This window comes from Streptomonospora nanhaiensis (assembly GCF_026642255.1).
GTDB lineage: Bacteria > Actinomycetota > Actinomycetes > Streptosporangiales > Streptosporangiaceae > Nocardiopsis > Nocardiopsis tropica.
On the sequence record NZ_CP113264.1, the window covers coordinates 5,364,351 to 5,390,703 of the forward strand.

Sequence of the window (26,353 nt, forward strand, 5' to 3'; positions counted from 1 at the left end):
GGTTCGGATGATCCTCCGGGCCAGGTTAGGGGTTTCGGGACAGCGTCGCAGAGGGCCTGTGGACGACCGTGTCCGCGCTGCTCAGGGGAGGTCTCGCGGATCCGGTGCCGGATCCGCCCCCGGCGGGTCCGGGAGGACGTCGGCGAGGAGGGCGGCGAACTCGTCCGCCGTGGGCGCGGTGTCCCCGAGCAGGCTGTGCAGCAGGACCCCGTCGATGACCGCGGCGACCACGCGGACCCGGACCGGGTCGTCCGTGTACCGCCGGGCGAACGCCGAGACGGCGGCGAGCCACCCGTCGGTGGCCTCACGCAGGTGAGGGCGTCTGGCGGCCAGCAGGAAGAGCTCGTACTCGGCGAGCAGGCGTCCGGGGTCGGCGGCGACCACGGCCAGGAGCTCCGCGAGCTCGCGCCGCCGGTCGCCGCCGCCGGAGAGGCGGCGCATCCGCTCGGAGTCCTCGTTCATCACACTGGTCAGGGCGGCCGTCAACAGGTCGCCCAGCCCGCTGAAGTAGTAGGTGGTGGCGGAGGTGGGCAGCCCCGCCTCCCGGGAGACGGTGCGGTGGCTGACGCCGGCCACCCCGTCGCGCTCGATGATGCGCAGGGTGGCCTCGATCAGCGCGTTCCGGCGCAGTTCCCCCTTGGCTCGGCGTCCGTCGGTCTGTTTCAGGGCCCCTCCTCCGGTCTACGGCGAGGGTAGCGGCACCGTGGCCCGGGGGCGCGCGACGCCTCAGCCGGGAGCCCCGCAGGCCCGGGGCTCCTCCGTCCGCGGTTCCCCGCCGGTTTCCCCGCCCTCCTCCGGGAGGGCGGCCGCGCGGCCCAGCAGCGGGGCGGCGACCGCCACCGCGACGAGGGCCGCGCCGCCGGCGGCCACCGCCACGAGGAACCCCCCGGTGGTGCCCGAGCCCTCCACCGCCGTCCCGGCGGCGAAGGTGCCCCCCGCCGTGCCGACGGTGAGGCCGGTCAGCGCCCAGGTCATGCCCTCCGTCAGCCGCTCGGCGGGGACGATCCGCTCGACCAGGGTCATGACCAGGATCATCGTCGGCGCGAAGAACAGGCCGGAGACGAACACCGCGGCCGCCAGCGCGGCGATCCCGCCGACCGCCAGGAAGGGGACCGTGGTCGCCGCCGTTCCGGCGACGGCCGCGACGAGCAGGACGTGCGGGCGTCCCCTCGGGTTCAGCGCGCCGAAGCCCAGACCGGACACGGCGGAGCCGAGGGCGTAGGCGGACAGGACGAGACCGGTGGCGCCGGGCGCGCCCAGCTCCTCGGCGAAGGCGACCGCCACGACGTCCACCGCCCCGACGATCACTCCCCCGGCGCCCAGGACGAGGATCAGGACCGCGAGCGGCAGGCCGAGGAAGCGCGTCCGCCGTCCGTCCCGGTCGGCGGGGACCCGCACCGGGGGCTCGGTACCGCGCTGGGCCGTGAAGAGGCCCACCCCCACCGCGAGGAAGGCCGCCGCGGCGAGGGGCCCGGCCTGGGCGAAGGCGGCGGTGCTCAGCACGACGGACAGGGCGGGTCCGGTGATGAAGGTGAGCTCGTCGGCCACCGACTCGAAGGCGTAGGCGGTGCGCAGCTCGGGCGAGCCCCGGTGCAGCTCGGTCCAGCGCGCCCGCGACATCGCGGACATGCTCGGCATCGTCCCGGCCGGGACGGCGGACGCGAAGAGCGCCCAGGACGGGGCGCCGAAGGTCACGCACGCGAGCATCGCCAAGAGCGAGACCACGCTGATCGCGGCGGCCGGCGGGAGCACGCGGCGCTGGCCGTGGCGGTCGGCGAGGCGCGAGACCTGAGGCGCGATCAACGCCATGGACAGGGTGAAGGTCGCGGCGACCGCGCCCGCGAGGGCGTAGCTGCCGTGGGTGGCGGCCAGCATCGTGATGATGCCGACGTTGGCCATGGCCACGGGCATGCGGCCGATGATCCCCGCGACGGCGAAGCCCCTGGCCCCGGGGGGCGCGAAGAGGCGGGCGTAGGGGTGGGGCATGGCGGGGCCTCCGAGGGCGTGAGAGGGGCGGCGTGTCCCGGCACGCAAACAAATGGGACACTTGTCCCAGATTCTTGCACGGGAAGCCCCCCTCCGACGGCGAACGTGACACACGTCATTCGCCCGCCCGGCGGAGAGTGCCTTTGCCCGGGCCCCTCCCCGGGGACTACGTTGCGGGGAACCCCTTCCGCCGAGGAGTTCCCGCATGAGCACGGTCCTGTTCGCCCCCGAAACCTTCAACCTCGCCGAGACGACCCGGGCGGTCGAGGTCGCCCGGCACCTGCGGGACCGGCACCGGTGCGTGTTCGCGGGGTACTCCGAGCGGTATGCGGGTGTGGTCGAGGACGCCGGTTTCGAGTACCACCGGCTCTCCCCCCAGCTCACCGACGCCCAGGCCGACCAGCTGATCCGCTTCGACCAGGGGCGGAGCCCGAACCACCCGTTCACGGAGGACGTGGTCCGGGCCAGGGTCGGGAGCGAACGCGAACTGAACGCCCTGGTGCGCCCGGCCGCCACCGTCATCGGCTCCACGCTCAGCCAGCTGGTGTCCGCGCGGGCCGACGGGATCCCGCTGGTCCACGTCAGACCGTTCGCCTACTCGTGGCCCCACCTGCGCCAGGCGCGTTCCCTGCCCCTGCTCGACGGTCGCGGCCGCCTGGCGGGGGCGGTCAACGCCGGTGCGGCCGTGCTGCTGCGCGAGGCTGCCCGGTACACCTCGTACAAACCCCGCGGCTTCGCGCGGGTCGCCCGCGAGTACGGCGTGGCACTGCCCCGACGGACCGTCGAGGCGCTGGACGGCGACCTCAACCTGATCGCCTCGATCTCCGGCTTTCTGCACCCGTACAGGCTCCCGCCGCACTATCGCTGGGTCGGGCCGATCTACGCCCGCCTGGACCGGGAGGTACCCCCGCAGGTGACCCTGGCGGCCGGGCGGGCCCGCGAGGCCGGCCGTCCCGTCGTGTACTTCGCCATGGGCAGCTCCGGCCGCCGCGACATCGTGCTCCGGGTCCTCGGCGAGCTCTCGCGGATGCCGGTGACCGTCCTGGCCCCGGTCGCCCACTACCTGGAACCGGGCGACCTCGAAGGGCTCGGCCGCCATGTGCACGTGTTCGACCTGCTCCCCGCACACGAACTGGGCGGCCTCATCGACGCCTCCGTGATCCACGGCGGGGAAGGGACCGTGCAGACCGCTGTGGCCTCGGGCAGGCCGTTCGTGGGGATCGGCCTCCAGATGGAGCAGCGCTCGAACATCGACGACTGCGTGCGGTTCGGCAGCGCGGTCGGGCTGACTCCGGCCCGGGCCCGGGGAGAGCGCCTGCGCCGCGCCTTCGAGGCCGTGCTGCACGACCCCGGGCTCCGGGCGCGCGCCGAGGAGCTGCGGGACCGCCTGGCCGGCACGGACGGCGCCAGGGCCGCCGCCGACCACGTGGACGCCCTCGTCCGTGGGGCCGGGTGAGCGACCTGCGCCCCGTCCGGCAGCGACCCCTCCGGCCGGACCTCGCGCATCGGGCCCGGGGGCGCCGGCCCCACGGGGCTGGGGCGCGGGTCACCGACGCGGATCCTTTCCGGCAGGCGCTCACCCGCGGAATCGGCCGTGGGCGCGGGTACGGCTGCGGTCTGGTGAGCCTCGCCGGGAGACGGGAGGACCCGGGGAGGGGGTGACGGGTGCGGCGGGCCTCCTCGGCGTCGGCGAGCGCAGGGCCCGGCCGCTCCGCCCGGAGGTGGAGATCGGCCCCGGGGGGCGCCGGGGCCGATCTCTCGGGGGGCCACACGTCCTCCCGGTACCAAGGGGGTGTCCCGGGCCGGAGTGTGGCGGGCACCTCCCCGGGAGGGGTGGGGAGGTGCCTCGCGTTCAGTTCTACCGGAAGTCCGGGTGCCGCGAGGGGGAAACCGTGATTCCGTCGGCCCCCAGTTCCCCATCGACGGCCGCCCGGCCCCGGAGGGCGCTCGTTGTTCCGGATCCGGTCCGGCCGCTCCGCGCCCCCGGGGCGGGCCTACCCCTCCAAGGCGGCGCGCAGGGCCCGGTCGTGCTCGTCGACGGGCTCGTCGGCCAGGTCCCCCACGAACACGGCGACCAGCTGGCCGCCCTCCCCTGTGACCTCGGCGATGAGGTCCCGCCAGTGGTGGAGGTTCGGGTGCTCGAAGTCCGGGCACGCCTCGGCCGGGGCCAGCTCGGCCTCCGCCGTCTCCAGCTGCTCGACCGACAGGGGGTAGGAGCCGCTGCCGGAGGAGTGGCCGACCGCCCTGGCCAGGATCACCGCCGGAAGGTGGTTGCCGTCCCGGTTGGTCAGGGTGAACGAGGTCCGGCCGTCGCGGATGACGCCGACGGCGTGGGCGGCCGGACGCCGCCAGCGCGGGTCGGCGGCCTCCAACCGCTCCCGGACCGCGATGATCTCTTCCCTGGTGGCCCACTTCTCCACGGGGTGCTCCTCTCGGCTGTCTGTTCCCGGGGCCGGACCGGCCCCCGTCGAACCCTAGGGGGACGGGGCCCGGGCGTGTTTCGCCGACACCCCGGCGGGCCCGGCGCCCGCACCGGACGACGTGGGCCGGAGCCGCCCCCGGACACGCTCAGAGGTGCAGGGTCCCGGTGGCGACCGTCACCGCCCGGCCGCCGATCAGCACCCGGCCGCCCCGGTCCTTCAGCAGGAGGTCGCCGCCGCGCGCGGAGGCCTGGTGGGCGGTCAGCTCCGCCCGTCCCAGCCTGTCGGCCCAGAAGGGTGTGAGGACCGTGTGCGCCCTGCCGGTCACCGGGTCCTCGGGCACCCCCACCGCGGGGGCGAAGACCCGGGAGACGAAGTCGGGCCCCTGCCGGGCCCGGGCGGTGACGATGACCAGCTGGAAGGGCAGGGCCGCGACCGCCGCCGTGTCGGGGGCCAGGCCCCGGACGGCGTCCTCGTCGGCGAGTTCGACGAGGAGGTCCTCCGCGCCACCCAGACCCACCCACCGGGGCCGCGCCCCCAGGGCCTCGGCCAGCCCCTCCGGGGCCTCGACCGGCTTCGGCGGCCTGGCCGGGAAGTCCATCCACAGCAGCCCGTCCTCCCTCGTGACGGTGAGGACGCCGCTGCGGGTGGTGAAGCGGAACGGTCCGGGCTCGCCGCGCTCGGTGAGCGCGTGCGCCGTGGCCAGGGTGGCGTGTCCACAGAGGTCGATCTCGACCGTGGGCGTGAACCACCGCAGTTCGTAGTCGGCGCCGGGGTCGTCCACGGGACGCGCGAACGCCGTCTCGGACAGGTTGAACTCGGCCGCGACCCCCTGCGCCCAGGCGTCGGGGTAGGCGTCGTCCAGGACCAGGACGGCGGCGGGGTTTCCGGCCAGGGGCCGGTCGGTGAAGGCGTCGACGACGCGGTACTCGGGCATGGGCCCAGGCTAGGCCGTGTTCCGCGGGTCGTTCCGGGCTCGCGGCGATCGGCGCGAGCGCCGAGCCCGCCGAAAGCACCGACGGACCACGCCCCGGGGCCGGGCGGGGTCGTGCCGGGGTCCGGTCGCGGAGCGGACGGCCCCCCGCCGGCCGGCGCTGTCACAGGGGCGGCTCGTCGAGGATGAACATGGTCTGGGTGCTCTTGACCTCGGGGATGCGCTGGAGCCGTTCGAGGACGAAGGTGCGCAGCGCGGCCGCGTCGGTGACGCGGACGAGGAGGAGCAGGTCGACGTCGCCGGACACCAGCGCCGCGTGGTCCACCTCGGGGATGTCGCGCAGGTAGCCCCGGAACCTCTCCCAGGAGTGCTGCTCGATGCGCACGGAAACGTACGCGGAGAGGGCGGTGCCGTACTTCTCGGGGTCGATGACGGCGGTGAACCCGCGGATGACGCCCTCGTCCCGCAGCCGTTCGAGCCGGGAGTAGGCGTTGGCCCTGGAGATGTGGGCCTGCTCCGCGACCGCGCGGATGGACATGCGCCCGTCCTCCCGCAGGAGGGCGATGATGCGACGGTCGGTGTCGTCCAGCCGCACGGCCATGTGTCTCACCTCATACCGCTCACACGATACCCGCGTGAGACCATCCGTGGCGCTCTGGCGAACGACCGGCCATTTTGTCCAGCATCAGCCTGGGGACATCGACAATATGGGGTGATTCACCGCATATTCAAGACATGAAGCACACCGATGAGCGACCTCGCCCGGCTCCTCCGCCCCCGCCGGTGGAGCCCGTGCGGCTCGTCGACCGGCACGGGCTGCGTGTGGAGCACCCGGGGTTCACCGCTCCCGACGGCGCCCGGCTGGCCGGGCTCCACCGCGCCATGGTCATCGGGCGCCGCTTCGACCGGCAGGCCCGCGCGCTCGCCGGCCAGGGCCTCCTCGCCGTGTACCCGTCCTCGGCGGGGCAGGAGGCGTCCCAGGTCGGAGGCGTGCTCGCCCTGTCGGACCGGGACTGGCTCTTCCCCGGGTACCGCGACAGCGTCGCCCTGGTCGCCCACGGGGTGGACCCGGTGGAGGCCCTCACGCTCTTCCGCGGCGACTGGCGTCCGGGATACGACCCCCGCCGCTACCGGTGCGCTCCGCAGTGCACCCCCGTGGCCACGAACGCCTCACACGCGGTCGGCCTCACCTACGCGGCCCGGCGCGAGGGTCGGGACGTGGCGGCCCTGGCCCTGACGGGTGACGGGGGCGACACCGACGAGGCCTACGACTTCGCCGCCGTGTGGAACACGCCCGTCGTCTTCCTCGTGCGCGGCGGCCACCGGGCCGCCGGTGCGCCCCCCTACCCGCGGGGCCCCGCACCCGTGCACGGAGCCCCCGGGCACGACAGGAAGGGCTACCGCGTCGACGGCGCCGACGCCGCCGCCGTGTACGCGGTCGTCTCCCGGGCGCTGGCCGAGGCCCGGGACGGCGGCGGCCCGGCCGTCGTCGAGGCGGTCGCGTACCGGGAGGACCCGCGGTCCTGCTGCGCGCCGCCCCGCCGGGAGGGGCCGGAGTCCGGGCACCGGTGCGAGGGCGACCCGGTCACCCGCGTGGAGGCCCTTCTGCGGGCGGAAGGCCTGCTGGGGGACCCCGGGGAGACCGAACGGGCCCTGGCCGCCCTCGGCTCCGAGGCGGAGGAGTTCGCCGCCTCGGTGCGCGAGCGCATGGCGCCGTCGGGCGGCCGCGACCCGCGTCCGCCGTCCGGGGGCGTCCGCCCCGCGGTCCCGTCCCTGCCGGGACGGCGCAGGGAGCCGGCCGACGGAGCCCGGATGCCCTGAGCGGCACGGCCGGGGCCGCCCTCCCCGGCCGTCCCCGCACGAACCTCCGCGCCGGGCACGCGGGGAGGCTTCGGACCCGTCGGCGACGGCGTTGTCGCCACCGGCGCGGGTCCGGGAGCCGCCCCGACCGCCGAGGCGCGGGACAGGGCGCGCGGACCCCGTGTCGGCGCGTCCGAGGGGCGGGCGGGCCGCCGCGGTCAACGGCGACCGGCGGCGCGCCCGCGTCCCGCGCGCCGGGAGCGTCCCGGCGCGGACACGCCGAAGGGCCGCGGCCTGTCGGCCGCGGCCCTTCGGGGACCGCTCCTGCGGGGGCGTCCGGCCTCGGGCCGGTACCGGTCGGGGGACCGGGAGGTCCCGGAGGACGCCCTGCGCGCTACTTGTTGCCGCGCAGCTTGTCGAACAGGGTGCTGAGCGTGGAGCCCAGGCTGTGGCGCCCGTCGCTCTCGGCCATCAGACCCTTGCCCTCGCTGTCGGCCGCACCGGCGTGCTGGCCGGCCGGACGGCGGGTCCAGGCGAAGAACAGCGCGATCAGGATCGCCGGGATGATGGCCAGGGTCAGCAGACCCGTGCCGCTCATCACGCCGTCCGCACCGGTGAGCTCGGCTCCGGAGAGGTCGTTCGCGGCGGTCTCGGCGGTCACGCCGCCGTCGCCGTTCCCGTCCTGGCCCTCGGCCGCGGCCGCGTCCTCGGACTGCTCCTGCTCCTTCGCCTGCTCCTCCTCCTTGGCGGCCTGGTCGGCGCCGTCCTCGGAGGTCTCCTTCGCGGTCTCCTCCTTCGGCTCCTCCTCGGTCTTCTCCTCGGGGAGGGGGGAGACGGCGTCCTCACACTTGTTGCCGGGCTCCTGGAAGGGGTGCGGGGCGCCCTCGGTGCCGTTCCCGTCGCCCCACTCGGTGATGTAGTACTCGACCTCGGCGTGGCCGTTGCCGCCGCCGACGGTCAGGGAGTTCTCGTCGAAGCTCGTGCCCATCATGTCGGCGAAGGTCTTGCCGTCGATGTCGAGCAGAACGTCGCAGTCCGCAGAGGGCTCCCCGGGACCGCGGTCACCGATGAAGAACTCGTACTCCTCGCCCTCGTAGACGATGTAGCCCTCGGTGCCGAGCGGCCAGCTGGGGCTGGAGAACAGCCCCTTCTGCATGGGCTCTCCGCCCGCGGGTGCACCGGTGTCCCCGTTGATGCCGGAACCGTCGTCCCAGAAGTAGGTCGCGGTGACTTCGCCGTGCTGAATGGGAGTTTCGTTGCTCATAAATTAATGGCCAGGTTGACGACAGGGCCGAGAAGACCGTGGGCACGACGCTCCAGAACACGCGGGCACGCTCGGTGCGCCCCGCGAGGGCGTCATGTCAGGGATCTCCCGCGTCGCTGGCGGCGAGTGGCGGGCGGGAACGGGAGCACCGATGGAATTCGGTGGTCCTCCGGCGTGAGCGCGTGGATACGCGCCGCCCGATTCCCGGTGAGGGTCTCGACTCCCTTGCGGCACTCGGCCGGTCAAGGGCTCGGCATCGACTCGCTAAAGACTCATAACGAAGCGATCACGAGGACACTAACCCAGGTTTAAGCAAAGTGTGCAAGCCTTCCAGGTAAAATGACAGCACGTGTTTACCCGTATACGTATCGCAGTGCCCTGGGAAAGGACCCCTGGAACGCGAGAACCCCTGCCGGACAGGGGTTCTCGGACGTATGCGGAGAAGGCGGAGGGACCGTTCCGTGGCCCGCGTCATACACTCGCCCGAGTTGACACGAAGCGTGAGAGGTGGGACGGGAGGCCGTGTACGGGCCGAAAAGGTCACGGTCCACGCGCCGAGGTCCCGCGGTGCGGTCGGGGGCGGCGCGGTCAAGGCCGAGCAATGCCCGTCCCGGGCGGGGGTCAGCGGCGACGGGGGCCTCTCCCCTCCGGGCAAAGGGAACTCCGGACGGTTGCCCGTCCGGAGTGTCAAGAAGGGGTCACGTGACTTGGCCGCGCCTGGCGAAGCGCTCCTGGCGCCACTCGCCCGTCCCGACGACCTCGACCAGGGCTGTCGCGGCGTCCCACACGTCGACGTGGCGCAGGTACAGGGGCGTGAACCCGAACCGCATGACGTCGGGGGCCCGGAAGTCACCGATCACCCCGCGCGCGATGAGCGCCTGCACGATCGCGTACCCCGCGCCCTCCTCGGGCTCCACCAGCGCCACCTGGCTCCCGCGCCGGGCGTGCTCGGACGGGGTGATGGAGGAGATCCCCGCCTGCGCCGCCCGGGAGAGGAACAGGTCGGTCATCGCCAGGCTCTTGGCTCGCACCTGGGCCAGGTCGGCCTCGGCCCACACGTCCAGGGAGGCCTCCAGCGCCGCGTCCGCGACCAGCGGCTGCGACCCGCTGAGGAAGCGCGAGACCCCCGGCGCGGGCTCGTAGTCGCCCGAGAAGTCGAACGGGCGGGCGTGCCCGTGCCATCCGCTGACGGGCTGCTCGGCCACCGCGTGGTGGCGCCGGGCCGCGTACAGGAACGCGGGGGCGCCCGGACCGGCGTTGAGGTACTTGTAGGTGCACCCGACCGCGAAGTCGGCCCCGCTGCCCGACAGGTCCACCGGGACCGCGCCGACGCTGTGGCACAGGTCCCACACCACCAGGGCCCCGTTCTCGTGGGCCAGGCGGGTGATGCCGGGCATGTCGCGCAGGGTCCCGCTGCGGTAGTCCACGTGGCTGAGCAGCAGGACGGCGACGTCGCCCCCGGCCAGTGCGGCCTCCAGCCCGGGACCGTCGGGGTCCACCCTGCGCTGGACGGCCCCGGCCAGCGCGACCGCGCCCTCGGCCACGTACAGGTCGGTGGGGAAGTTGCCGGCCTCGCCCAGCACGACGGAGCGGTCGGACATCCGCAGCGCCGCGACCAGGACCTTGAAGAGGTTGGCGGAGGTGCCGTCGCCGACGACGACCTCGTCCGCGGCGGCGCCGACCAGCGGCGCGACCTTGGCGCCCAGGGTGCGCGGCTTGTCCCACCAGCCCGCGTCGTTCCAGCTTCGGATGAGGTCCCGGCCCCACTCGCGCTCGATCATGTCGGCCACCCGGCCCGGGGTGGAGCGCGGCAGCGCGCCCAGGGAGTTGCCGTCCAGGTAGATCACGCCCTCGGGGAGGACGAACTCCTCACGGAACGCGGCGAGGGGGTCGGCGGCGTCGAGCGCGACGCAGTCCTCACGGGTGGTGGGCGTCATCGGTTCCTGCTTCCTGCTCGTGCGCGGGGCGCGGCGTACTGGTCAGACGGAGCTGCGGAGGGACCACAGCTCGGGGAAGACGTCCTGCTCGGCGTTGCGCGCCAGCCAGGTGAGGCCGCTGGAACCCCCGCTGCCGGGCTTGCCGCCCATCGTCCGCTTGACGGCCACGAGGTGGCGGTGGCGCCACCGCGTCACCCTCTCGGCGACGTCGAGCAGCGCCTCGGCCAGCAGGAACAGGTCGTTCCCGGGCGCGTCGTCGGCGTAGACGGCCGTCCACGCCGCCTCGACCCCGTCGCTGGGCTCGTAGTCCTGTGTCCAGTCCCGCTCGACGCGGTCGGCGGGCACCGGGAGGCCGCGGCGGTGGAGCAGGCGCAGCGCGGCGTCGTAGAGGCCGGGACTCTCCAGTACGGCCCTGAGCTGGTCCGCCACTCCGGCCATGGCCTTGTGCGGCCGGATCATGGCGGCCGACTTGTTGCCGAGCAGGAACTCCAGCTTGCGGTAGCCGTAGGACTGGAACCCGGAGGCCTCGCCGAAGGAGTCGCGGAAGCGGTTGAACTCGGTGGGGGTCATGTCCCCGAGCAGGCCCCAGGAGTCGTTGAGCACGTCCTGAGCGTTGCACGCCCGGCGCAGCCACGCCAGCGCGCCGGGCACGTCGTCCGCCTCCAGCGCGTCGCGGGCCGCCTCCCAGCGCTCCTGGACCAGCGCGAAGAGCAGCTCCATCACCTGGGTGGCGATGATGAACGCGGACTCGGCCGGCTCGGCGGTGCGCGGTCTCCGGAGGCCGAGCAGGGTGTCGATCCCGACGTAGTCGACGTAGGGGGTGTTCTTCTCGAAGGAGAGCGTCGGCCGCCCCCCGTCGGTCGCGGCCCGGCGCGCCCGGGCCGCCTCGGCCCCTTCCGCGTCCTCGCCGGGGGCGAACGGACACTGCTGGGCGGCGGTGGAGAGCATGACGACCCCTTGTCGGTACTGCTTGAGCGGCTGTGCGGGCACCGCGCAGCGCGGGGAACCGCCCCGGCACACGGCACCGTGTACGTGAGGTCACATCATCGGGCAGACACAACCGCGAAAGGAATGGCCGACGAACACGCAAGTCGGGCATTGGCCTAGCATTCGTCATGGTTAACGAGCTTCGACCTTGGGAACGCAAAGCATGGCCTCACGACTGGCAACCCCGCTGGACGGCGTCGACCAGCGCATCCTCTCCGAACTCCAGCAGGACGGGCGGCTGTCCTTCAACGAGCTGTCCCGCAGGGTCAACCTGTCGGCGCCCGCCGTCGCCGACCGCGTCCGCCGCCTCACCGACCGCGGGGTGATCACCGGCTACCACGCGCACGTCGACCCGGCCGCCGCCGGGCTCCCGGTGACCGCCCTGGTCCGGATGGAGTGCTTCGGCGCGCACTGCCTGCTGCGGGAGGGCTCCTCGCTGGAGCTGCCCGAGATCCTGCAGGTGCACCGGGTGACCGGCGACGACTGCTGCGTCCTGCTCATCGCGGTCCGCTCGATGGAGCACTTCGAGGAGGTCATCGACAAGCTCGCCGAGCACGGTCGCCCCTCCAGCACCATGGTCATGTCCAGCCCGGTCCCGTGGCGGGCCGTCAGCGCGCCCCGTACGCCATGAGCGTCCTCATCGACTCCGCGGTCTGGCCCGGGCCGCGCGGCCTGCTCTTCGCGCACCTGGTGAGCGACAGCTCCTTCGACGAACTGCACGCCTTCGCCCGCGCCATGGGGGTGGACCCGCGGGCGTTCGACCGCGACCACTACGACATCCCGGGCCACCTGCACGCCCGTGCGCTGGAGCTGGGCGCCGCGCACGTGACCGGGCGCGAGCTGGTCACCCGTCTGCGCGCGGCGGGGCTCCGGCGGCGCAAGGCCCCCAGGGTGGGCGGGCGGCCGTGAGGGCCCGCCCGGGGAGGCGCACGGCTCCCCCTCCCCGGGTGCGGGAGGGTCAGGGCGGCGGGGCGTCCAGGGGCGCCGGCGACGCCAGCCGGTCGAGTTCGGCGAGCATGTTGGCCCGGGCCCCGGCCTCCCAGTGCTCGCGGCCGAACGACGTGTGGAACAGGTGGGGCCCGTTCAGCAGGGACCGCAGGACCGCGGTGCGGCCCTCGCGGAACACCCGGTCGGGGACATGGCGGTACTCGGCCCTGACCGCCGCCGTGTAGGCGAGGTACTCGTCGGCCGGCGCGCCCAGGACCGACAGGTCGGCGTCGCAGACGACCGCGCCGTCCGCGTCCCCCTCCTCGGGGCGGTGCGCCGCGGTCACACCCACCAGGCGCACCGCCTCGCGGACCCGCCCGGGCTCCACGCCGATCAGGGACAGCAGGCGCCCGGCGAGCTCGGCGCTCTCCTCCTCGTCCCGGCCGGGGCGCCCCTCGTACACCGCGTCGTGGAACCAGACCGCGTAGCGGACGCAGTCGGCGTCGCGCGCCTCCTCCTGGAGGACGTCGACGGCGCGGAGCGTCTCCCACAGGTGCAGGAGCGTGTGGTAGCGGCGGTGCGGCTCGTTCCAGCGGTCCAGGAGCTCCGCCCCGACCGCGGCCGCCTCGGGACCGCCCCCGGCCAGCCTCCGCCAGGCGGCGGCCAGCAGGACCGCCTCCTCCTCGTTCAGTGGCAAGGTCTCTCACCGTTCACGCGGGTACCTCGGACACTCCCGGTCCTTCCCACCCGGGCGCGTCGCCACCCGGCCGGATCAGATGTCGGACGCGTCCGCCGTCCGTGCCCCGGGGGCGGGGACGGCGGACCGGTGCACGAGCACCGGGTCCACGGCCTCGCAGCGGGGCTCCCCGGCGTCCGTGCCGGGGCGGCCCCGCCACCGGCCGGAACCCGCGGACACCCGGTGCGCAACCGGGCATCACGACGATTCTCGGCCATATCATGGGATGAATTTTGTCGTCTCCACTGATGGCCCGCGCAGGACCGCCGTGCTGGAATCCGGGGAGCGGGAACCACGAGCGGGACGGGGTCGGGATGTCACCCATCGAGACACTGCGGCGGATGCACCGGATCGCCGGGTGGCCGCTGCTCCTCGCCAGTTTCCTGGCCCGCCTGCCCATCTCCATGGCCCTGATCGGCATGCTCACCCTCGTCACCGCCACCACCGGCAGTGTGGCGGCCGCCGGAGCGGTGGCCGGCGCCTTCGCCCTCGGCGAGGCCGTCGGCGGCCCGGTCATCGCCCGCTTCGCCGACCGGCACGGGCAGCGGACCCCCGTGCTCGTCATGGCGCTGGTCGACGCCGTCCTGATCGTCCTGCTGGTCCTCGCGGTCCGGTCCGGGACCCCGACCCCCGCCCTCGCGGCGCTGGCCGCGGTCACGGGCATGTGCCTGCCCCAGATGGGGCCCATGGCCAGGACCCGGTGGGTGGTGCTGATCCGCCGGGGACCCGACCGGGGCGCGGAACGGGAGCGCTCGGTGTCGGCCGCCATGTCGGTCGAGGGCGTACTCGACGAGGCCGCGTTCGTCCTCGGCCCCGCCCTCGTGGGCGTGCTCACCGTGACCCTCTCCCCGTCGGCCGGCGTGCTGGGCGCCGCCGCTCTCATCGGCGTGTTCGGGGCCGTGTTCGCCCTCCACCGGACCGCCCCGGCAGGGACGCCGCCGGTGCGCGGCTCGGAGGGCCGGATCGCCACCCCCGCCCTGCTCGTGCTCACCGCCCCCATGTTCTGCCAGGGGCTGTTCTTCGGCGGCATGTCCACCGGCGTGACCGCGTTCGCGGCGGCCTCGGGGTACGGGGACCTGTCCGGCCTGATGTACGCGGTGATGGGCGCCAGCAGCGCGGCGGCCGGGCTGCTGATGGCCTCCCTGCCCGCCGGGTTCTCCCTGACCGCCCGGACGCGGGTCGCGGCCGGGGGCCTGTTCGTGCTCAGCCTGCCCCTGTACCTGGACCACGGGCCGGCCACGCTCGCGGTGGCCGTCTTCGTGCTGGGCGCGGCGATCGGCCCGCACATCGTGAGCCTCTTCGGGCTCATCGAGCGGGCCGCCCCGCCCAGCCGCCTCTCCCAGTCGATGGCCGTCGTCCTGAGCAGCCTGATCCTCGGCCAGGCCCTGGGGTCCGTGGTCTCGGGCGCCGTCGCCGACGCGTACGGCCACCAGGGGGCGTTCGCCCTGGCCACGCTCGGCGGACTGGTCTCCTTCGCCGTCGCCGTCCTGGTGATGCGGGCCCGCTGGTACGCGCGGACCGGCGAGGCACGGGACGAGCCGGGGGCCGGAGCGAAACCCTCCGCCGCCCCCTCGGCGGGGACCCGTGCGGCGCCGCTCGCGGAGCCGGGTGATCCTGGGAACATCGGGCGTTAAGCCCGCGTTAAAGAGGGGTCCGTCCCCCTACACACCCACCTAGGCTTGTGGACCGTGCTCGAACTACTGACCAGCATCAATCCCCGGCGCAAAGAGGTGCCCGTGCCACAGCTCAACGGGCTCGCCCGCGTCACCCTCTCCGTGCGGGACCGCGACGAGAGCGTGCGCTTCTACCGCTCCGTCCTGGGTTTCAAGGTGCTCGGACGACGCGACCACGACGGCACACTGCGCAGCGAGTGCCGTCACCCCGCGTCGGGCCTGATGGTCGCCCTCATCCAACACCGCGACAACTTCAAGAACCGGTTCGACCGCAGGCACTGCGGCCTGGACCGGCTCACCCTGGGCGTCGACAACCTCGGTGAGCTGGAGGCGTGGGAGGAGCGGTTCGCGGACATGGACGTGGAGCACTCCCCCGTCATGCACCGCGAGGAGGGCTCCACCCTGCTGTTCTACGACCCGGACGGCACCGAGCTCGGGCTGTTCTGCCCCGCGGAGCTGGACGCCGACGAGGACTGATCCGCCCCCGCCGGCTCCGTCCCTCCCGGCACACGGGAAGGCCCTGTCAGTCGGTCTCGACCAGCTTGAGGCGCACGTCGCGCTCGCCCAGCTCGTCCACGGCCGAGCGCGGGAGCCGGTCGTCCGTGATGATCAGGTCGAACTCCTCCAGGCTGGCCACCCTGAAGGTGCCGAACTTGCCGTACTTGGTGCTGTCGACGGTGAGCACGCTCTTGGAGGCGATCCGCAGCAGCGCCTGCTTGGCGACCACCTTGGCCTCGGAGGGCGTGGTCGAGCCGCGGTCGACGTCCCACGAGCTGCTGGCGATGAAGGCCAGGTCCACGTTCACCTGCCGCAGGAAGTCGGCGGTGAACCGGCCGACCGAGGAGTGGTCGGAGTGCGAGACGACGCCGCCGGTGTGGATCAGTTCGATCCCCGGGTACTCCATCAGGTGCCCGACCACGTTGAAGTCGCTGGTGATGACCGTCAGGCCGACCTTGTCGGTGAGCAGCGGCACCATCTGGAGCGTGGTCGTCCCCGCGTCCAGGTAGATGGTGAAGTTCTCTCTGACCAGCTCCGCGGCGGCGCGCGCGATGGCGCGCTTGGCGGGGACCTCCAGCTGGGCCTTGGCCAGGTAGGAGGGTTCGCTCTTGAGCCGCGCCGCGAGCCGTACCCCACCGGTGACGGACAGGACCTTGCCGTCGTTCTCCAGCGCCTGGATGTCGCGCCGGACCGTCATGTGGGACACGGACAGCATCGACGTGAGCTCGTTGATACTCAGCACGTGACGCTCCTGGAGGAGCTTCAGGATGTGCTCTCGTCGCTGGTCCGGGATCATCGTTCGCCTCACACTCGGGGGCCGGCCATGGGGACACCGTGCGATCACGACGCCATGTAACAAAGTTTCCCAGCTCATCGCGCCCGGAACGGTGCTCTCCGGACGTGAGTCCTCTCGCAATCGCGGCGAAGGGGCCCGGCCGCTCCGGCCGGGGCGGGCCCGGGCCACCGCCGCCGCGGACCTTCTTGGTGGATGTTTTTCCTGTTTGCGCCACGTGGGACGGCGGAATTTGCCACCCTTGACCGCATGACGCTGTCCATCGCACTGCGCGGAGACACCGCCCGCTTCCCGGGCAACACGCTCCCGGCCCTGCGTTCAGCCTGGCGCGCCGGGGCCGATCTGGTCAAGATCGACGTCCACCTGACCTCGGACGGCTACTCCGTCCTGGTCGACGAACGACTCGTGGCCCTTCCCGGTTCCCCGCCCCGCCCCGTGGACGGACTCACCCTGGCAGAACTCGCCGGGGTGCGCGACGACGTGGAACGGCGCATACCCACCCTGATGGAGGTCCTGGCCGAGTTCGGCGCCCACGGGCCCCCGCCCCTGCTCGTCGGCGCGGACACGCCGAGGGCCGCGCTGGCCGCGGACACGCTCCTGCGCGAACGCGGGTTCGGCGACCAGGTGCTCTTCACCGGTTCGGCCGAGACCCTCGGCGCGCTCCGGGCCAAGAGCCCCGGCGCCCGGCTCCTGGCGGTCTGGGAGCAGCCGGACATGCCTCCGGACGAGGCCGTCCGCGCCCTGGGACCGGAGTTCCTGGGCGCGCACCACACGCTCGTGACCCGGGAAGCGGTCGACGAGATGCACCGCTTCGGGTATCGCGTCACGGCCTGGGCCGTGAACGAGTTCCCGGAGATGGCGCGTCTGATCGGCATGGGCGTCGACGCGCTCGCCACGGAGCGGATCGCCGACCTCGTGTCGCTGACGAGCGGTCGGGGCCGGGGAGGGGCGACGGCGGTCGGGGCCGTCTGAGCCCCGGGCCCCGGTCGCGGGCGCGGGCGGGAGGGCACGTTCCCGGAGCCCGCCGGGGGCCGTTCCGGCGCGTGGCCGCCGTGCCCGCGGGGGCTCGGCGCCCGCGGCCGTTCCCCGCCCCGTCGGGTTCCGCCGTTCCACGCCGCTTCCGGCCACCCCGCGGATACCCTGGAAAGCGATGGCCCCTCGGGTGAAGACCGCGCACCCCTCTCCTTCCCTGCGCCCTCCCGACGACGAGAACCCCTATGACGGCCCACACCTCGCCCCGCGCGCTCCGAGCCGCCGCCCCGGTCCTGGACTGTGCCGCGCGCCTCTTCGCCCGGCACGGCTCGCGCGGACCGGGCGTGTCCGAGCTGATCCGCCGCATCGCCCTGGAGACCGGGGCGGACACGGCCTCCCTCCGCAGGGCGTTCCCCACCCGCACCGACCTGGCCTACGCCGTCGTGCTCAGGTCCGCACACGAGCGGGTCGACGGCCAGCTGGCCGCGGACCGGCCGGACCTGCCCGCCGTCGAACGCATGGCCTCGCTGGTCAGACGCCATGTGGAGACCGGCTGGCGGCACCGGGCCGCGTCAGCCCTGGCACACGAGCTGCTGCCGGTGCTGCGGGCCGTCCACCCCGCGCGCCACAGGGAGGTCGGCTCCCTCCTGCGCCTCTACCGGGAGCACATGCGCGGGATCATCGAGGACGGCGCGGCCGCGGGCGCCTTCGCCGTACGCGACCCCGGCCGGGCCGCCGACGAGGTGCTGGAGACCCTCGACTCGCTCCTGTACTGGTACGACCCGGATGCGGGGCTGAGCCTGGACGGCCTCGGCGCCGTCTACGTGGACCTGGTCGTCCACCACCACCTGGGCTCCCCCAGGTGAGGGGCGGGCTCACCCGCCGACGAGCTGCTGGAGGTCCACCGACTCGGCCAGCGCCCGCAGTCCCGCGTCCCCGGGGTGGATGTGGTCACCGGAGTCGTAGGCGGGCAGGAGGCGGGCAGGGTCGGCCGGGTCGCGCAGGACCGCGTCGAAGTCCCACACCCCGTCGAACGGCGACGCCGGGTCACCGATCTGCGTGCGCAGGTAGGCGTTGACCTGCTGCCGTGCCTGCTCGACCTCCGGAGTGCAGCGCCGCTCCCCCCCGCAGGGACCGAGCGTGGCCACGAACACCCGGACGCCGCGCGCCTCGGCCAGCCGGGCGATCTGGCCGAGCCCGCTGATCACCGCGTCCGGGGAGGTGCCCCAGCGCAGGTCGTTGATCCCCGCGAAGACGACCACGGTCTCCACGCCGCTCTGCGCGAACACGTCCCTCTGGACCCGGTGGACCATGGCGACCCCGCTGGGGTTGGTGGACACCCCCTCCCCCGGGTACCCGTCGGTGACCACGTGGTTCCCGGCCACGCCGACGTTGAGCACACCGGGGTTGAGCACACCGGGCTGTGCCGCGAGGCGTGTGCTCAGCACGTCCGGCCAGCGGCTGTGGGCGTCGCGGGTGGACCGCGTCCCGTCGGTGAGGGAGTCGCCGAAGGCCACGATCGCGCCGGGCCCGTCGGCGACCTCGATACCGGTCAGGAAAGGCCACTGCGCCACACGCCCGGTGAACGGCGCCCCGGTGGTGTCGAGCGTCTGGTCGCCGCTGCCCGGCTCGCTGCTGTAGTTGGTGTCCACCGCGGCGTAGTGCACGGGGGCCGCGGTCACCAGTTCGGGGAGGTGGAAGCTCACCAGGACGTCGGTGTGCGGCGGCAGGAGGATCTCCACCGGGTCGCTGAACACCTGTCCGCCCGCCGGGATGACGGTGTCGGCGCGTCCGTCGAAGGTGAGGGGGACCGCGGCCCCGCGCGTGCCGGCGGCGTCCCCCTGCAGCGCCAGCGAGGCGGCGCCCACCGTGACGGGCTCCGCGGCGAAGGTGTTGTCGAGGCGGATCCTGGCGACGTGCCCTCCGGCGGTGGTGCGGACCGACAGGCGCAGGGTCTGGTCCTGCCAGGGGCCGACCTCCAGGTACCCGGAGGTGGCCCGCGCCCAGGAGCCGGTCCAGCCGGAGGAGGGGCGGCCGTCCACGGAGAACAGGTGCAGGCGGCCCCCGTCCCCGTCCACCCGCGGCAGGACCACGTGGGAGACCTCCCGGGCCGGGTCGACGGGCACGCTGCGCGCGTACAGGCGCACGGAGCCGAGGGTGGGGCTCGGTCCGCCGACGCCGGCGGAGTTGGCGTAGGGCAGCGAGAGCGCCGCGTCCCCCGCGGGTCCCTCGACCCAGTCGGGGACGGAGAGGACGAACTCCTGCTCCGTGCCGTCCGTGTAGACCACGCGGCCCGTTCCGTGGACCGCGGGGCCGCCACCGGCGCCGCCGATCCGCGTGGCGGTGGCCAGGAAGGTGAGCGATCCGTAGCGGTCCTCGTCCAACCGGAGCAGCTGGCCGTCCGAGACCACGTGGTCGGGGCGCCCGGGGGCGTAGTCGGGGAGCTCGAGCTCGGTGCCCAGGAGGACCACCTCGCGGCCGGGAGTCCACCCGGCGGCGGCCAGGGCCTGCGAGGAGAGGCTGTGGCCCGCGCCGTCGAGGTCGACGTTGGCGGCGGAGTTGTCCCGGGAGATGCCGATCTCGTCCACGAGGCTGGCGAAGGGGGTGCCGATGGCCCGGGGCGCCGCCTGCTCCTGCCGGTCCTGGACGCCCGCGTCCCCGTCACGCGAGGTCACGACGTAGAAGGCGGTCACGAGGACCGTCGCCACGAGGGCTGCCGCCGCGCCGCGGAGCAGGTGCGGGGCGAGGTCGTCACGTCTGCGGCGGTGCGCGCCGCGCCCCCCGGTCCCATCAGCGCCCAACGCTCGCCCTTCCCGATGAAGTTCCACCGACGTGTCGGACGACGCCGGGAGCACGGTGGTTGTGAGACGTGGGACACCTCTGCGCCCCGAACGGCCGCCAGTTTAGACGAGCCGTCCCCGCTCACACGGTCGTTCGGAGCATGTTCCGGACCGCGTCTGTGGGCACTTCCGGGCGGTCCGGAGTCCGGGGGAACACAGGGGTTCCCCGTCTCGCACGACGCCCGCCCGGCGGCCGGACGGACGGACGACAGGACCGGACGGCCCCTCTCCGAACGGTACGCAGAGGAATCCGTATGAATAAGACATACGCGCCGAAAGTCCACGAAGTTCACCAGGGCGGACACGGGTCCGCCCCCACCCCCTGCGGACGAAGGGGTTCTCCACCGGCCGAGGGCGGAGGGGCCCGGACCCGCGAACGGGGACCGGCGGGTCACGGACCGGCCGACCCCGACGAGCGCCCCGATGGCCGCACCTCGGCATTACCGCCACCGAGGATACCGGGATCTTCGGCACTCCTCCCCACGAAACCCGCCACCACCGGACGCACCCCGACCCATGGGGCTCTCGGGAGCCCGGAACCGGCACACGGGGCGGCCGGGACGGGAGGGACCGGCGCACCCGCCGCACGCCCCTCCGGGGCACTGGGAGGATCACACGGCCAATACAGGGACTAATCCCCCACAAGTAGCAGAATAGGACGGACGCGGCCTTGATGTCCTACTTCGGATTTACGCGAGGTACTTGGACGGGGCCGGGACCGGGTTCGACGACTTCCGAGGCCCGAAACTTCCACGCGTATTCGGCGCGGCCACCGGACGGAACCGTGGAAGTCCGTAGCCGACCGTAGGGCACAAGAAAGCGCCGCTGGCCTGTATCCGCAGGTCGGCGGCGCTTTTGGTGTGCCTGGAGGGGGTAGGCCGGGCAGGACTCGAACCCGCGACCCAGGGATTATGAGTCCCCTGCTCTAACCAACTGAGCTACCGGCCCGCCGTCGTCGGCAAACGTCATCCTAACAGGGTGTGTCCGGCGTTTCCGCGCCGTAAATCCGTTACAGGACAGGCCCTGCTGGGACCGGGTGCGCGGGCGCGCCGCGAACACCGCACCTGGGTCCCGGGCCCCGAGGGGGCTCGGTCTAGGGTGGTGGAGTGCGGCGCGCGACTGGACGGACCCCAGCGCCCGGCACCGACGCCGCGTATGACCCGTTGGTAACATCGCGGGTCGCACATCGTCGTCAGGAGAGTTCACGCCATGTCCAAAGCACCCGTCAACGTCACCGTCACCGGCGCCGCCGGCCAGATCGGATACGCCCTCCTGTTCCGGATCGCGTCCGGCCAGCTGCTCGGCGCCGACACCCCGGTGAAGCTGCGTCTGCTGGAGATCCCGCAGGCCGTCAAGGCCGCCGAGGGCACCGCGATGGAGCTCGACGACTGCGCCTTCCCCCTGCTCCAGGGCATCGACATCTTCGACGACGCCACCAAGGCCTTCGAGGGTGCCAACGTCGGCCTGCTGGTCGGCGCCCGGCCGCGCGGCAAGGGCATGGAGCGCGGCGACCTGCTCCAGGCCAACGGCGGCATCTTCAAGCCCCAGGGCGAGGCGATCAACGCCGGCGCCGCCGACGACATCCGGGTACTCGTGGTCGGCAACCCGGCCAACACCAACGCCCTCATCGCCCAGAGCAACGCCCCGGACGTCCCGGCCGAGCGCTTCACCGCGATGACCCGCCTCGACCACAACCGCGCGCTCACCCAGCTCGCCAAGAAGCTCGGCGTGTCGATCAACGACATCAAGAAGCTCACCATCTGGGGCAACCACTCCGCCACCCAGTACCCGGACCTGTTCAACGCCGAGGTCGGCGGCGGCAACGCCGCCAAGGCCGTCGGCGACCAGGCCTGGCTGGAGAACGACTTCATCCCCACCGTCGCCAAGCGCGGCGCCGCGATCATCGAGGCCCGTGGCGCGTCCTCGGCCGCCTCCGCCGCCAACGCCGCCATCGACCACGTCTTCGACTGGGTGAACGGCACCCCGGAGGGCGACTGGACCTCCGCCGCCATCCCGTCCGACGGCTCCTACGGCGTGCCCGAGGGCCTCATCTCCTCCTTCCCGGTCGTGTCCCGCGAGGGCAAGTGGGAGATCGTCCAGGGCCTGGAGATCGACGAGTTCTCCCGCGCCCGCATCGACGCCTCGGTCAACGAGCTCGTCGAGGAGCGCGACACCGTCCGGAAGCTCGGCCTCGTGTAGGGCCGCAGGGCCGCTGACGGGCACGCCTCCCACGGGGGCGTGCCCGTCGCCGTGTAGGGGCCGGCCGGGGCGCGCGGGGCGCCGCTGCGGGTCGGCGGGGGCCCGCCACGTCCCGAAGGGGACTTGGGAGCGGGCAGTATAGAGACTGTGAGTCTCATCGATGTGCTTCCGGCCGAACCAGAACCCGACTCCCTCTTCGAGGCGTTCGCTTTGTGGGCCGAGGAGCGGGGCCTCACCCTCTACCCGCACCAGGAGGAGGCCCTCATCGAGGTCGTCTCCGGGTCGAACGTCATCCTCAACACCCCCACCGGCTCCGGTAAGAGCATGGTCGCCACGGGCGCGCTCTTCGCCGCCCTGGCCCGCGACGAGTGCGCGTTCTACACCGCGCCCATCAAGGCGCTGGTGTCGGAGAAGTTCTTCGACCTGTGCAAGATCTTCGGCACCGAGAACGTCGGCATGATGACCGGCGACGCCAGCGTCAACGCCGACGCCCCCATCGTGTGCTGCACCGCCGAGGTCCTCGCCCAGATCGCGCTCGCCGAGGGCGCGAACGCGGACATCGACACCGTCGTCATGGACGAGTTCCACTTCTACGCCGAGCCCGACCGGGGGTGGGCGTGGCAGGTGCCCCTGTTGGAGATGCCGCAGGCGCAGTTCCTGCTGATGTCCGCCACCCTGGGCGACGTCAGCCGGTTCGAGGAGGACCTGGAGAAGCGCACCGGGCGCACCACGGCCGTGGTCGCCTCCGCCGAGCGCCCCGTCCCCCTCTACTACGACTACCGGGTGACCCCGCTGCACGAGACGCTGGAGGAGCTGCTCCGCGACGGCAACGCGCCCGTGTACATCGTGCACTTCACGCAGGCGCAGGCAGTCGAACGCGCCCAGTCGCTGACCAGCATCAACATGTCCACCAAGGAGGAGAAGGCGGCGATCGCGGCGGAGATCGGCAACTTCCGCTTCACGACCAAGTTCGGCCGCAACCTCTCCCGGTACGTGCGGCACGGCATCGGCGTGCACCACGCCGGCATGCTGCCCAAGTACCGGCGCCTGGTCGAGCGGCTGGCCCAGGCGGGCCTGCTCAAGGTCATCTGCGGCACCGACACCCTGGGGGTCGGGGTGAACGTCCCCATCCGCACCGTGCTGTTCACCGCCCTCAGCAAGTACGACGGGGTGCGCGTGCGCCGCCTGCGCGCCCGCGAGTTCCACCAGATCGCCGGGCGGGCGGGACGCGCCGGGTTCGACACGGTCGGCCACGTGGTGGCGCAGGCCCCCGAGCACGTCGTCGAGAACGAGAAGGCCCTGGCCAAGGCGGGCGACGACACCAAGAAGCGCCGCAAGGTGGTGCGCAAGAAGGCGCCCGAGGGGTTCGTCTCCTGGGACGAGGCGACCTTCAACAAGCTCATCGAGGCCGACCCCGAGCCGCTGGCCTCGCGGTTCCGGGTGAGCAACGCCATGCTGCTCAGCGTGATCGCCCGCCCGGGCAACTGCTTCACCGCGATGCGCCACCTGCTCACCGAGAACCACGACGACCGGCCCGCGCAGCGCCGCCACATCCACGAGGCGATCGCCATCTACCGGTCGCTGCTCGACGGCGGCATCGTGGAGACCCTGCCCGAACCCGACGACCAGGGCCGCACCGCCCGGCTCACCGTGGACCTCCAGGCGGACTTCGCGCTCAACCAGCCTCTGTCGACGTTCGCGCTGGCCTCGCTGGACCTGCTGGACAAGGAGTCGCCGACCTACCCGCTCGACGTGCTCACCGTCGTGGAGTCGACCCTGGACGACCCCAGGCAGATCCTCGGCGCCCAGCTCAACAAGGCCCGCGGCGAGGCCGTCCAGCAGATGAAGATGGACGGCATCGAGTACGACGAGCGCATGGAGCTGCTGGAGGAGGTCGACTACCCCAAGCCGCTGGAGGAACTCCTCCACCACGCCTACGACGTCTACCGGCGCGGCCACCCCTGGGTGGGCGACCACCCGCTCCGGCCCAAGACCGTGGCACGCGACATGTACGAGCGGGCGATGAACTTCGTCGAGTACGTCGGCCACTACGAGCTGGCGCGCTCGGAGGGCCTGGTCCTGCGCTACCTGGCCAGCGCGTACAAGGCGCTCAACCAGACGGTGCCCGACGACGCCAAGACGGAGGAGCTGCGCGACCTCATCGAGTGGCTGGGCGAGCTGGTCCGCCAGGTCGACTCCAGCCTGCTGGACGAGTGGGAGCGGCTGACCAACCCCGAGGAGGAGGCCCCGGAGGGGCAGGAGCCCGCCGAGGAGAAGGTGCGGCCGGTCACGGCCAACGCGCGGGCCTTCCGGGTGCTGGTGCGCAACGAGATGTTCCGCCGCGTCGAGCTGGCCTCCCGCCGCCGCTACGGGGACCTGGGCAAGCTGTCCCAGGACGGCGAGTGGAGCGGCGAGGAGTGGGCCGAGGCCGTGGAGGAGTACTTCGCCGAGCACGACGAGATCGGGACCGGACCCGACGCGCGCGGACCGAAGATGCTGCTCATCGAGGAGGAGACCGGGCTGTGGCGCGTGCGCCAGATCTTCGCCGACCCGGCCGGCGACCACGACTGGGGCATCAGCGCGGAGGTGGACCTGGCCGCGTCCGACGCGGAGGGCTACGCGGTCGTGCACGTGGTGGACGTCAACCGGCTGTGACCGTCGAGGGCCCGGGCGGGGTCGCCCCCCGGGCGGCGGTCACGCCGGGGCCGGTCGGCGCCGAGGCCCCCCTTGTGACAGGGGAACCGCGCCGCAGACCGCCGCACCGGCCCCTTTCCCCGCCTGTGGACGGCCCCGGTCAGCCGAGCAGGTGGGCGTTGACCTCCCGGACCCCCTGGGCGAGGTCGGGGCGCTCGACGACGGTCCTGCCCGCCGCCCGGAGCCGCTCGGCGCCGTCGCAGTCGACGAACAGGGCGGGCTCCCGCCAGGCGAACACCACGCGCGGGATCGGTGTGGTGAGGATGAGCGCGCTGCACGCCGTCGGCCGGGAGGCCCGGGAGCTGCACGGCTCCAGCGACGAGTAGAGGGTGGCCCCGCGCAGACGGGGGTCGCCGGGGTCGGTCCCGCGCAGCGCGGCCTCCTCGGCGTGGTCGCGCGGGTCGTCCCTGCGTGAGTAGCCCTCGCCCAGGACCGTGCCGTCCCCGGCGACCACGGCGCAACCGACCGAGAAGGCGGTGGCGGAGGGCGGGCACGACCGGGACAGCTCGACGGTCCGGAGGAGCCAGTGCGCGTCCGCGCCGCCCGCGGCCGGCGGCGGCCCGGGGGTCACCGGTCCTCCCCGCGGGTCCGGGGCACGCCCGTCCCGGCGCTCCCGTCCGCCCCGGCCCGTCCTCCCCCGGCCTCCCTCTCCTGCGGGCCGCGGTTGTCGGGGCGGTAGCGCAGGACCGCGACGTCCCCCAGGGCCCTGGCCTCCACGAGGCGCATCGGCGCGGCGGCGGAGTACGGGTAGGCGCCGGGCAGGACGAAGCGCGGCGCGTCCTCCTCCCCCACGAAGAACGGGGCGACCGCCAACCGGATCTCGTCCACCAGGCCCGACGTGAGGAACATGGTGTGGATGTGGCCGCCGCCCTCCACGAGCAGCCGGCCCACCCCGCGGTTCGCGAGGTCGGCCAGGACGGCCTCGGCGGTGGGCGGGCTTCCGGCGTCGACGACCTCGGCCGGCGGGTCCGAGGCGGGCCTGCCGGACAGGCCGGCCCTGGCGGCGTCCACCCCGGGCCCGCCGGTGTAGACGACCGCACCGGCGTCACCGGTGGAGAAGAACCGGGCCCGGGGGTCGAACTCTCCGCTGCGGGTGACCAGGACCTTGAGCAGGTTCTCGGTGCGGCCCTCCCCGCGTCTGCGCGCGCGCAGGGCAGGGGAGCGTACGAGGAGCCGCGGGTCGTCCGCACGCAGGGTGCCGGCCCCCACGAGGATCGCGTCGCATCCCGCGCGCAACTCGTCCACCTCGGCGAAGTCGGCCTCGTTGGAGAGGCGGAGCCGCTCCGGGGTGGTGTCGTCGATGCGCCCGTCGACCGACATGGCGCAGCTCAGGATGGTGTGGGGACGGTCCATGCCCCCAGGCTAGCGAGACGCCGGCGCCCGGGGCGCACCGCCGCGACGGGAGCAGCCGCGCCGCCGCCGGGGCCGGAAGAGGCCATCCGGCGGTTCCGGCGGCGGATCGGGTTTCGGGCCCCGCGCCGGGGGAAGGCCCCCGCCGGGCACCGTGCTCTTTTCGACGACGCAATCCGTTTGCGAAGTGTGCCGTATTCTTCTCCGCCTCCGTTGATTTCCGCAGGCAGTGGGCACGCACGATAAATGGGCGGTCGATTCGTAGTACTAATGCCTTATCCCGGACAGGCCCCGGGGAGCCCTGGACGCCTGCGGCAGTGCTTCCCCCGGGCCCTTCCCGCAC

General features: G+C 73.5%; 24 protein-coding genes and 1 tRNA gene. 11 read left to right on the forward strand and 14 right to left on the reverse strand.

The features are described from left to right. Nucleotides 1-81: 81 nt before the first annotated feature. On the reverse strand, nt 82-576 hold the full coding sequence (locus OUQ99_RS23225) for a TetR/AcrR family transcriptional regulator (protein ID WP_267945907.1): 495 nt from the start codon (nt 574-576) through the stop codon (nt 82-84). Between the two features lie 150 nt (nt 577-726). Beyond that, nucleotides 727-1,986: an MFS transporter gene (locus OUQ99_RS23230; protein WP_267945908.1), complete on the reverse strand. Its 1,260-nt coding sequence runs from the start codon at nt 1,984-1,986 to the stop codon at nt 727-729. Between the two features lie 205 nt (nt 1,987-2,191). Between OUQ99_RS23230 and OUQ99_RS23235 the strand changes: the two genes are divergently transcribed. Together OUQ99_RS23235 and OUQ99_RS31735 are read left to right on the forward strand one after the other, a co-directional pair. Next, nucleotides 2,192-3,442 (forward strand): glycosyltransferase, encoded by a 1,251-nt coding sequence (locus tag OUQ99_RS23235; RefSeq protein ID WP_267945909.1) that lies wholly within the window; start codon nt 2,192-2,194, stop codon nt 3,440-3,442. Beyond that, complete coding sequence (locus OUQ99_RS31735) at nt 3,439-3,648, forward strand: type I-E CRISPR-associated protein Cas6/Cse3/CasE (protein WP_431061441.1); 210 nt, start codon at nt 3,439-3,441, stop codon at nt 3,646-3,648. The genes OUQ99_RS23235 and OUQ99_RS31735 overlap by 4 nt, the downstream gene beginning before the upstream one ends. A gap of 332 nt (nt 3,649-3,980) precedes the next feature. Here OUQ99_RS31735 and OUQ99_RS23240 read toward each other — a convergent pair whose 3' ends face one another. From OUQ99_RS23240 to OUQ99_RS23250, 3 genes are all read right to left on the reverse strand, one after another. Then, nucleotides 3,981-4,406, reverse strand: a complete 426-nt coding sequence (locus tag OUQ99_RS23240; protein WP_267945910.1) for a hypothetical protein — start codon at nt 4,404-4,406, stop codon at nt 3,981-3,983. Between the two features lie 148 nt (nt 4,407-4,554). After that, the gene (locus tag OUQ99_RS23245; protein WP_267945911.1) at nt 4,555-5,343 is read right to left on the reverse strand and encodes a PhzF family phenazine biosynthesis protein; all 789 of its coding nucleotides are present in this window, start codon (nt 5,341-5,343) and stop codon (nt 4,555-4,557) included. Between the two features lie 160 nt (nt 5,344-5,503). Then, complete coding sequence (locus OUQ99_RS23250; protein WP_267945912.1) at nt 5,504-5,941, reverse strand: Lrp/AsnC family transcriptional regulator; 438 nt, start codon at nt 5,939-5,941, stop codon at nt 5,504-5,506. Between the two features lie 134 nt (nt 5,942-6,075). Between OUQ99_RS23250 and OUQ99_RS23255 the strand changes: the two genes are divergently transcribed. Next, nucleotides 6,076-7,161 (forward strand): thiamine pyrophosphate-dependent enzyme, encoded by a 1,086-nt coding sequence (locus OUQ99_RS23255; RefSeq protein WP_267945913.1) that lies wholly within the window; start codon nt 6,076-6,078, stop codon nt 7,159-7,161. A gap of 373 nt (nt 7,162-7,534) precedes the next feature. Here OUQ99_RS23255 and OUQ99_RS23260 read toward each other — a convergent pair whose 3' ends face one another. The 3 genes from OUQ99_RS23260 to OUQ99_RS23270 form a co-directional block, all read right to left on the reverse strand. Then, complete coding sequence (locus OUQ99_RS23260) at nt 7,535-8,404, reverse strand: hypothetical protein (RefSeq protein WP_267945914.1); 870 nt, start codon at nt 8,402-8,404, stop codon at nt 7,535-7,537. A 698-nt stretch (nt 8,405-9,102) separates the two neighbouring features. Further along, nucleotides 9,103-10,341, reverse strand: a complete 1,239-nt coding sequence (kynU, locus tag OUQ99_RS23265) for a kynureninase (RefSeq protein ID WP_267945915.1) — start codon at nt 10,339-10,341, stop codon at nt 9,103-9,105. Nucleotides 10,342-10,383: 42 nt separating this feature from the next. After that, complete coding sequence (locus tag OUQ99_RS23270) at nt 10,384-11,289, reverse strand: tryptophan 2,3-dioxygenase (protein ID WP_267945916.1); 906 nt, start codon at nt 11,287-11,289, stop codon at nt 10,384-10,386. 202 nt (nt 11,290-11,491) lie between these two features. Here OUQ99_RS23270 and OUQ99_RS23275 point away from each other — a divergent pair, with 202 nt between their 5' ends. Further along, entirely contained in the window at nt 11,492-11,959 is a 468-nt protein-coding gene (locus OUQ99_RS23275; protein ID WP_267945917.1) for an Lrp/AsnC family transcriptional regulator, read from the forward strand. Further along, nucleotides 11,956-12,237 (forward strand): DUF4031 domain-containing protein, encoded by a 282-nt coding sequence (locus OUQ99_RS23280; RefSeq protein ID WP_267950469.1) that lies wholly within the window; start codon nt 11,956-11,958, stop codon nt 12,235-12,237. The genes OUQ99_RS23275 and OUQ99_RS23280 overlap by 4 nt, the downstream gene beginning before the upstream one ends. A gap of 49 nt (nt 12,238-12,286) precedes the next feature. On the opposite strand, the gene OUQ99_RS23285 is transcribed toward OUQ99_RS23280, so the two are convergent. Further along, entirely contained in the window at nt 12,287-12,952 is a 666-nt protein-coding gene (locus OUQ99_RS23285; RefSeq protein WP_267945918.1) for an HD domain-containing protein, read from the reverse strand. 353 nt (nt 12,953-13,305) lie between these two features. Between OUQ99_RS23285 and OUQ99_RS23290 the strand changes: the two genes are divergently transcribed. Next, entirely contained in the window at nt 13,306-14,625 is a 1,320-nt protein-coding gene (locus OUQ99_RS23290) for an MFS transporter (RefSeq protein WP_267945919.1), read from the forward strand. 54 nt (nt 14,626-14,679) lie between these two features. Further along, on the forward strand, nt 14,680-15,141 hold the full coding sequence (locus tag OUQ99_RS23295; RefSeq protein ID WP_378551779.1) for a VOC family protein: 462 nt from the start codon (nt 14,680-14,682) through the stop codon (nt 15,139-15,141). A gap of 46 nt (nt 15,142-15,187) precedes the next feature. Here the strand turns inward: OUQ99_RS23295 and OUQ99_RS23300 are convergent, their stop codons facing one another. After that, the gene (locus OUQ99_RS23300; protein ID WP_267945921.1) at nt 15,188-15,958 is read right to left on the reverse strand and encodes a DeoR/GlpR family DNA-binding transcription regulator; all 771 of its coding nucleotides are present in this window, start codon (nt 15,956-15,958) and stop codon (nt 15,188-15,190) included. A gap of 246 nt (nt 15,959-16,204) precedes the next feature. On the opposite strand from OUQ99_RS23300, the gene OUQ99_RS23305 reads away from it, so the two are divergent. Both OUQ99_RS23305 and OUQ99_RS23310 read left to right on the forward strand, forming a co-directional pair. Next, nucleotides 16,205-16,927, forward strand: a complete 723-nt coding sequence (locus tag OUQ99_RS23305; RefSeq protein ID WP_267945922.1) for a glycerophosphodiester phosphodiesterase — start codon at nt 16,205-16,207, stop codon at nt 16,925-16,927. Nucleotides 16,928-17,172: 245 nt separating this feature from the next. Beyond that, nucleotides 17,173-17,793: a TetR/AcrR family transcriptional regulator gene (locus OUQ99_RS23310; protein WP_267945923.1), complete on the forward strand. Its 621-nt coding sequence runs from the start codon at nt 17,173-17,175 to the stop codon at nt 17,791-17,793. A 9-nt stretch (nt 17,794-17,802) separates the two neighbouring features. On the opposite strand, the gene OUQ99_RS23315 is transcribed toward OUQ99_RS23310, so the two are convergent. Next, complete coding sequence (locus OUQ99_RS23315; protein WP_267945924.1) at nt 17,803-19,728, reverse strand: SGNH/GDSL hydrolase family protein; 1,926 nt, start codon at nt 19,726-19,728, stop codon at nt 17,803-17,805. Between the two features lie 913 nt (nt 19,729-20,641). Further along, nucleotides 20,642-20,715: transfer RNA gene (locus OUQ99_RS23320), tRNA-Ile, on the reverse strand. A 261-nt stretch (nt 20,716-20,976) separates the two neighbouring features. Between OUQ99_RS23320 and OUQ99_RS23325 the strand changes: the two genes are divergently transcribed. Together OUQ99_RS23325 and OUQ99_RS23330 are read left to right on the forward strand one after the other, a co-directional pair. Then, entirely contained in the window at nt 20,977-21,966 is a 990-nt protein-coding gene (locus OUQ99_RS23325) for a malate dehydrogenase (protein ID WP_267945925.1), read from the forward strand. Nucleotides 21,967-22,128: 162 nt separating this feature from the next. Beyond that, on the forward strand, nt 22,129-24,621 hold the full coding sequence (locus OUQ99_RS23330; protein WP_267950470.1) for a DEAD/DEAH box helicase: 2,493 nt from the start codon (nt 22,129-22,131) through the stop codon (nt 24,619-24,621). Nucleotides 24,622-24,760: 139 nt separating this feature from the next. On the opposite strand, the gene OUQ99_RS23335 is transcribed toward OUQ99_RS23330, so the two are convergent. Together OUQ99_RS23335 and OUQ99_RS23340 are read right to left on the reverse strand one after the other, a co-directional pair. Further along, a complete protein-coding gene (locus OUQ99_RS23335; protein ID WP_267945926.1) occupies nt 24,761-25,231 on the reverse strand; it encodes a dCMP deaminase in 471 nt (156 codons plus the stop codon). Next, nucleotides 25,228-26,013, reverse strand: a complete 786-nt coding sequence (locus OUQ99_RS23340; protein WP_267945927.1) for a RibD family protein — start codon at nt 26,011-26,013, stop codon at nt 25,228-25,230. Before OUQ99_RS23340 ends, OUQ99_RS23335 begins: the two co-directional genes overlap by 4 nt. Nucleotides 26,014-26,353: the final 340 nt, after the last annotated feature.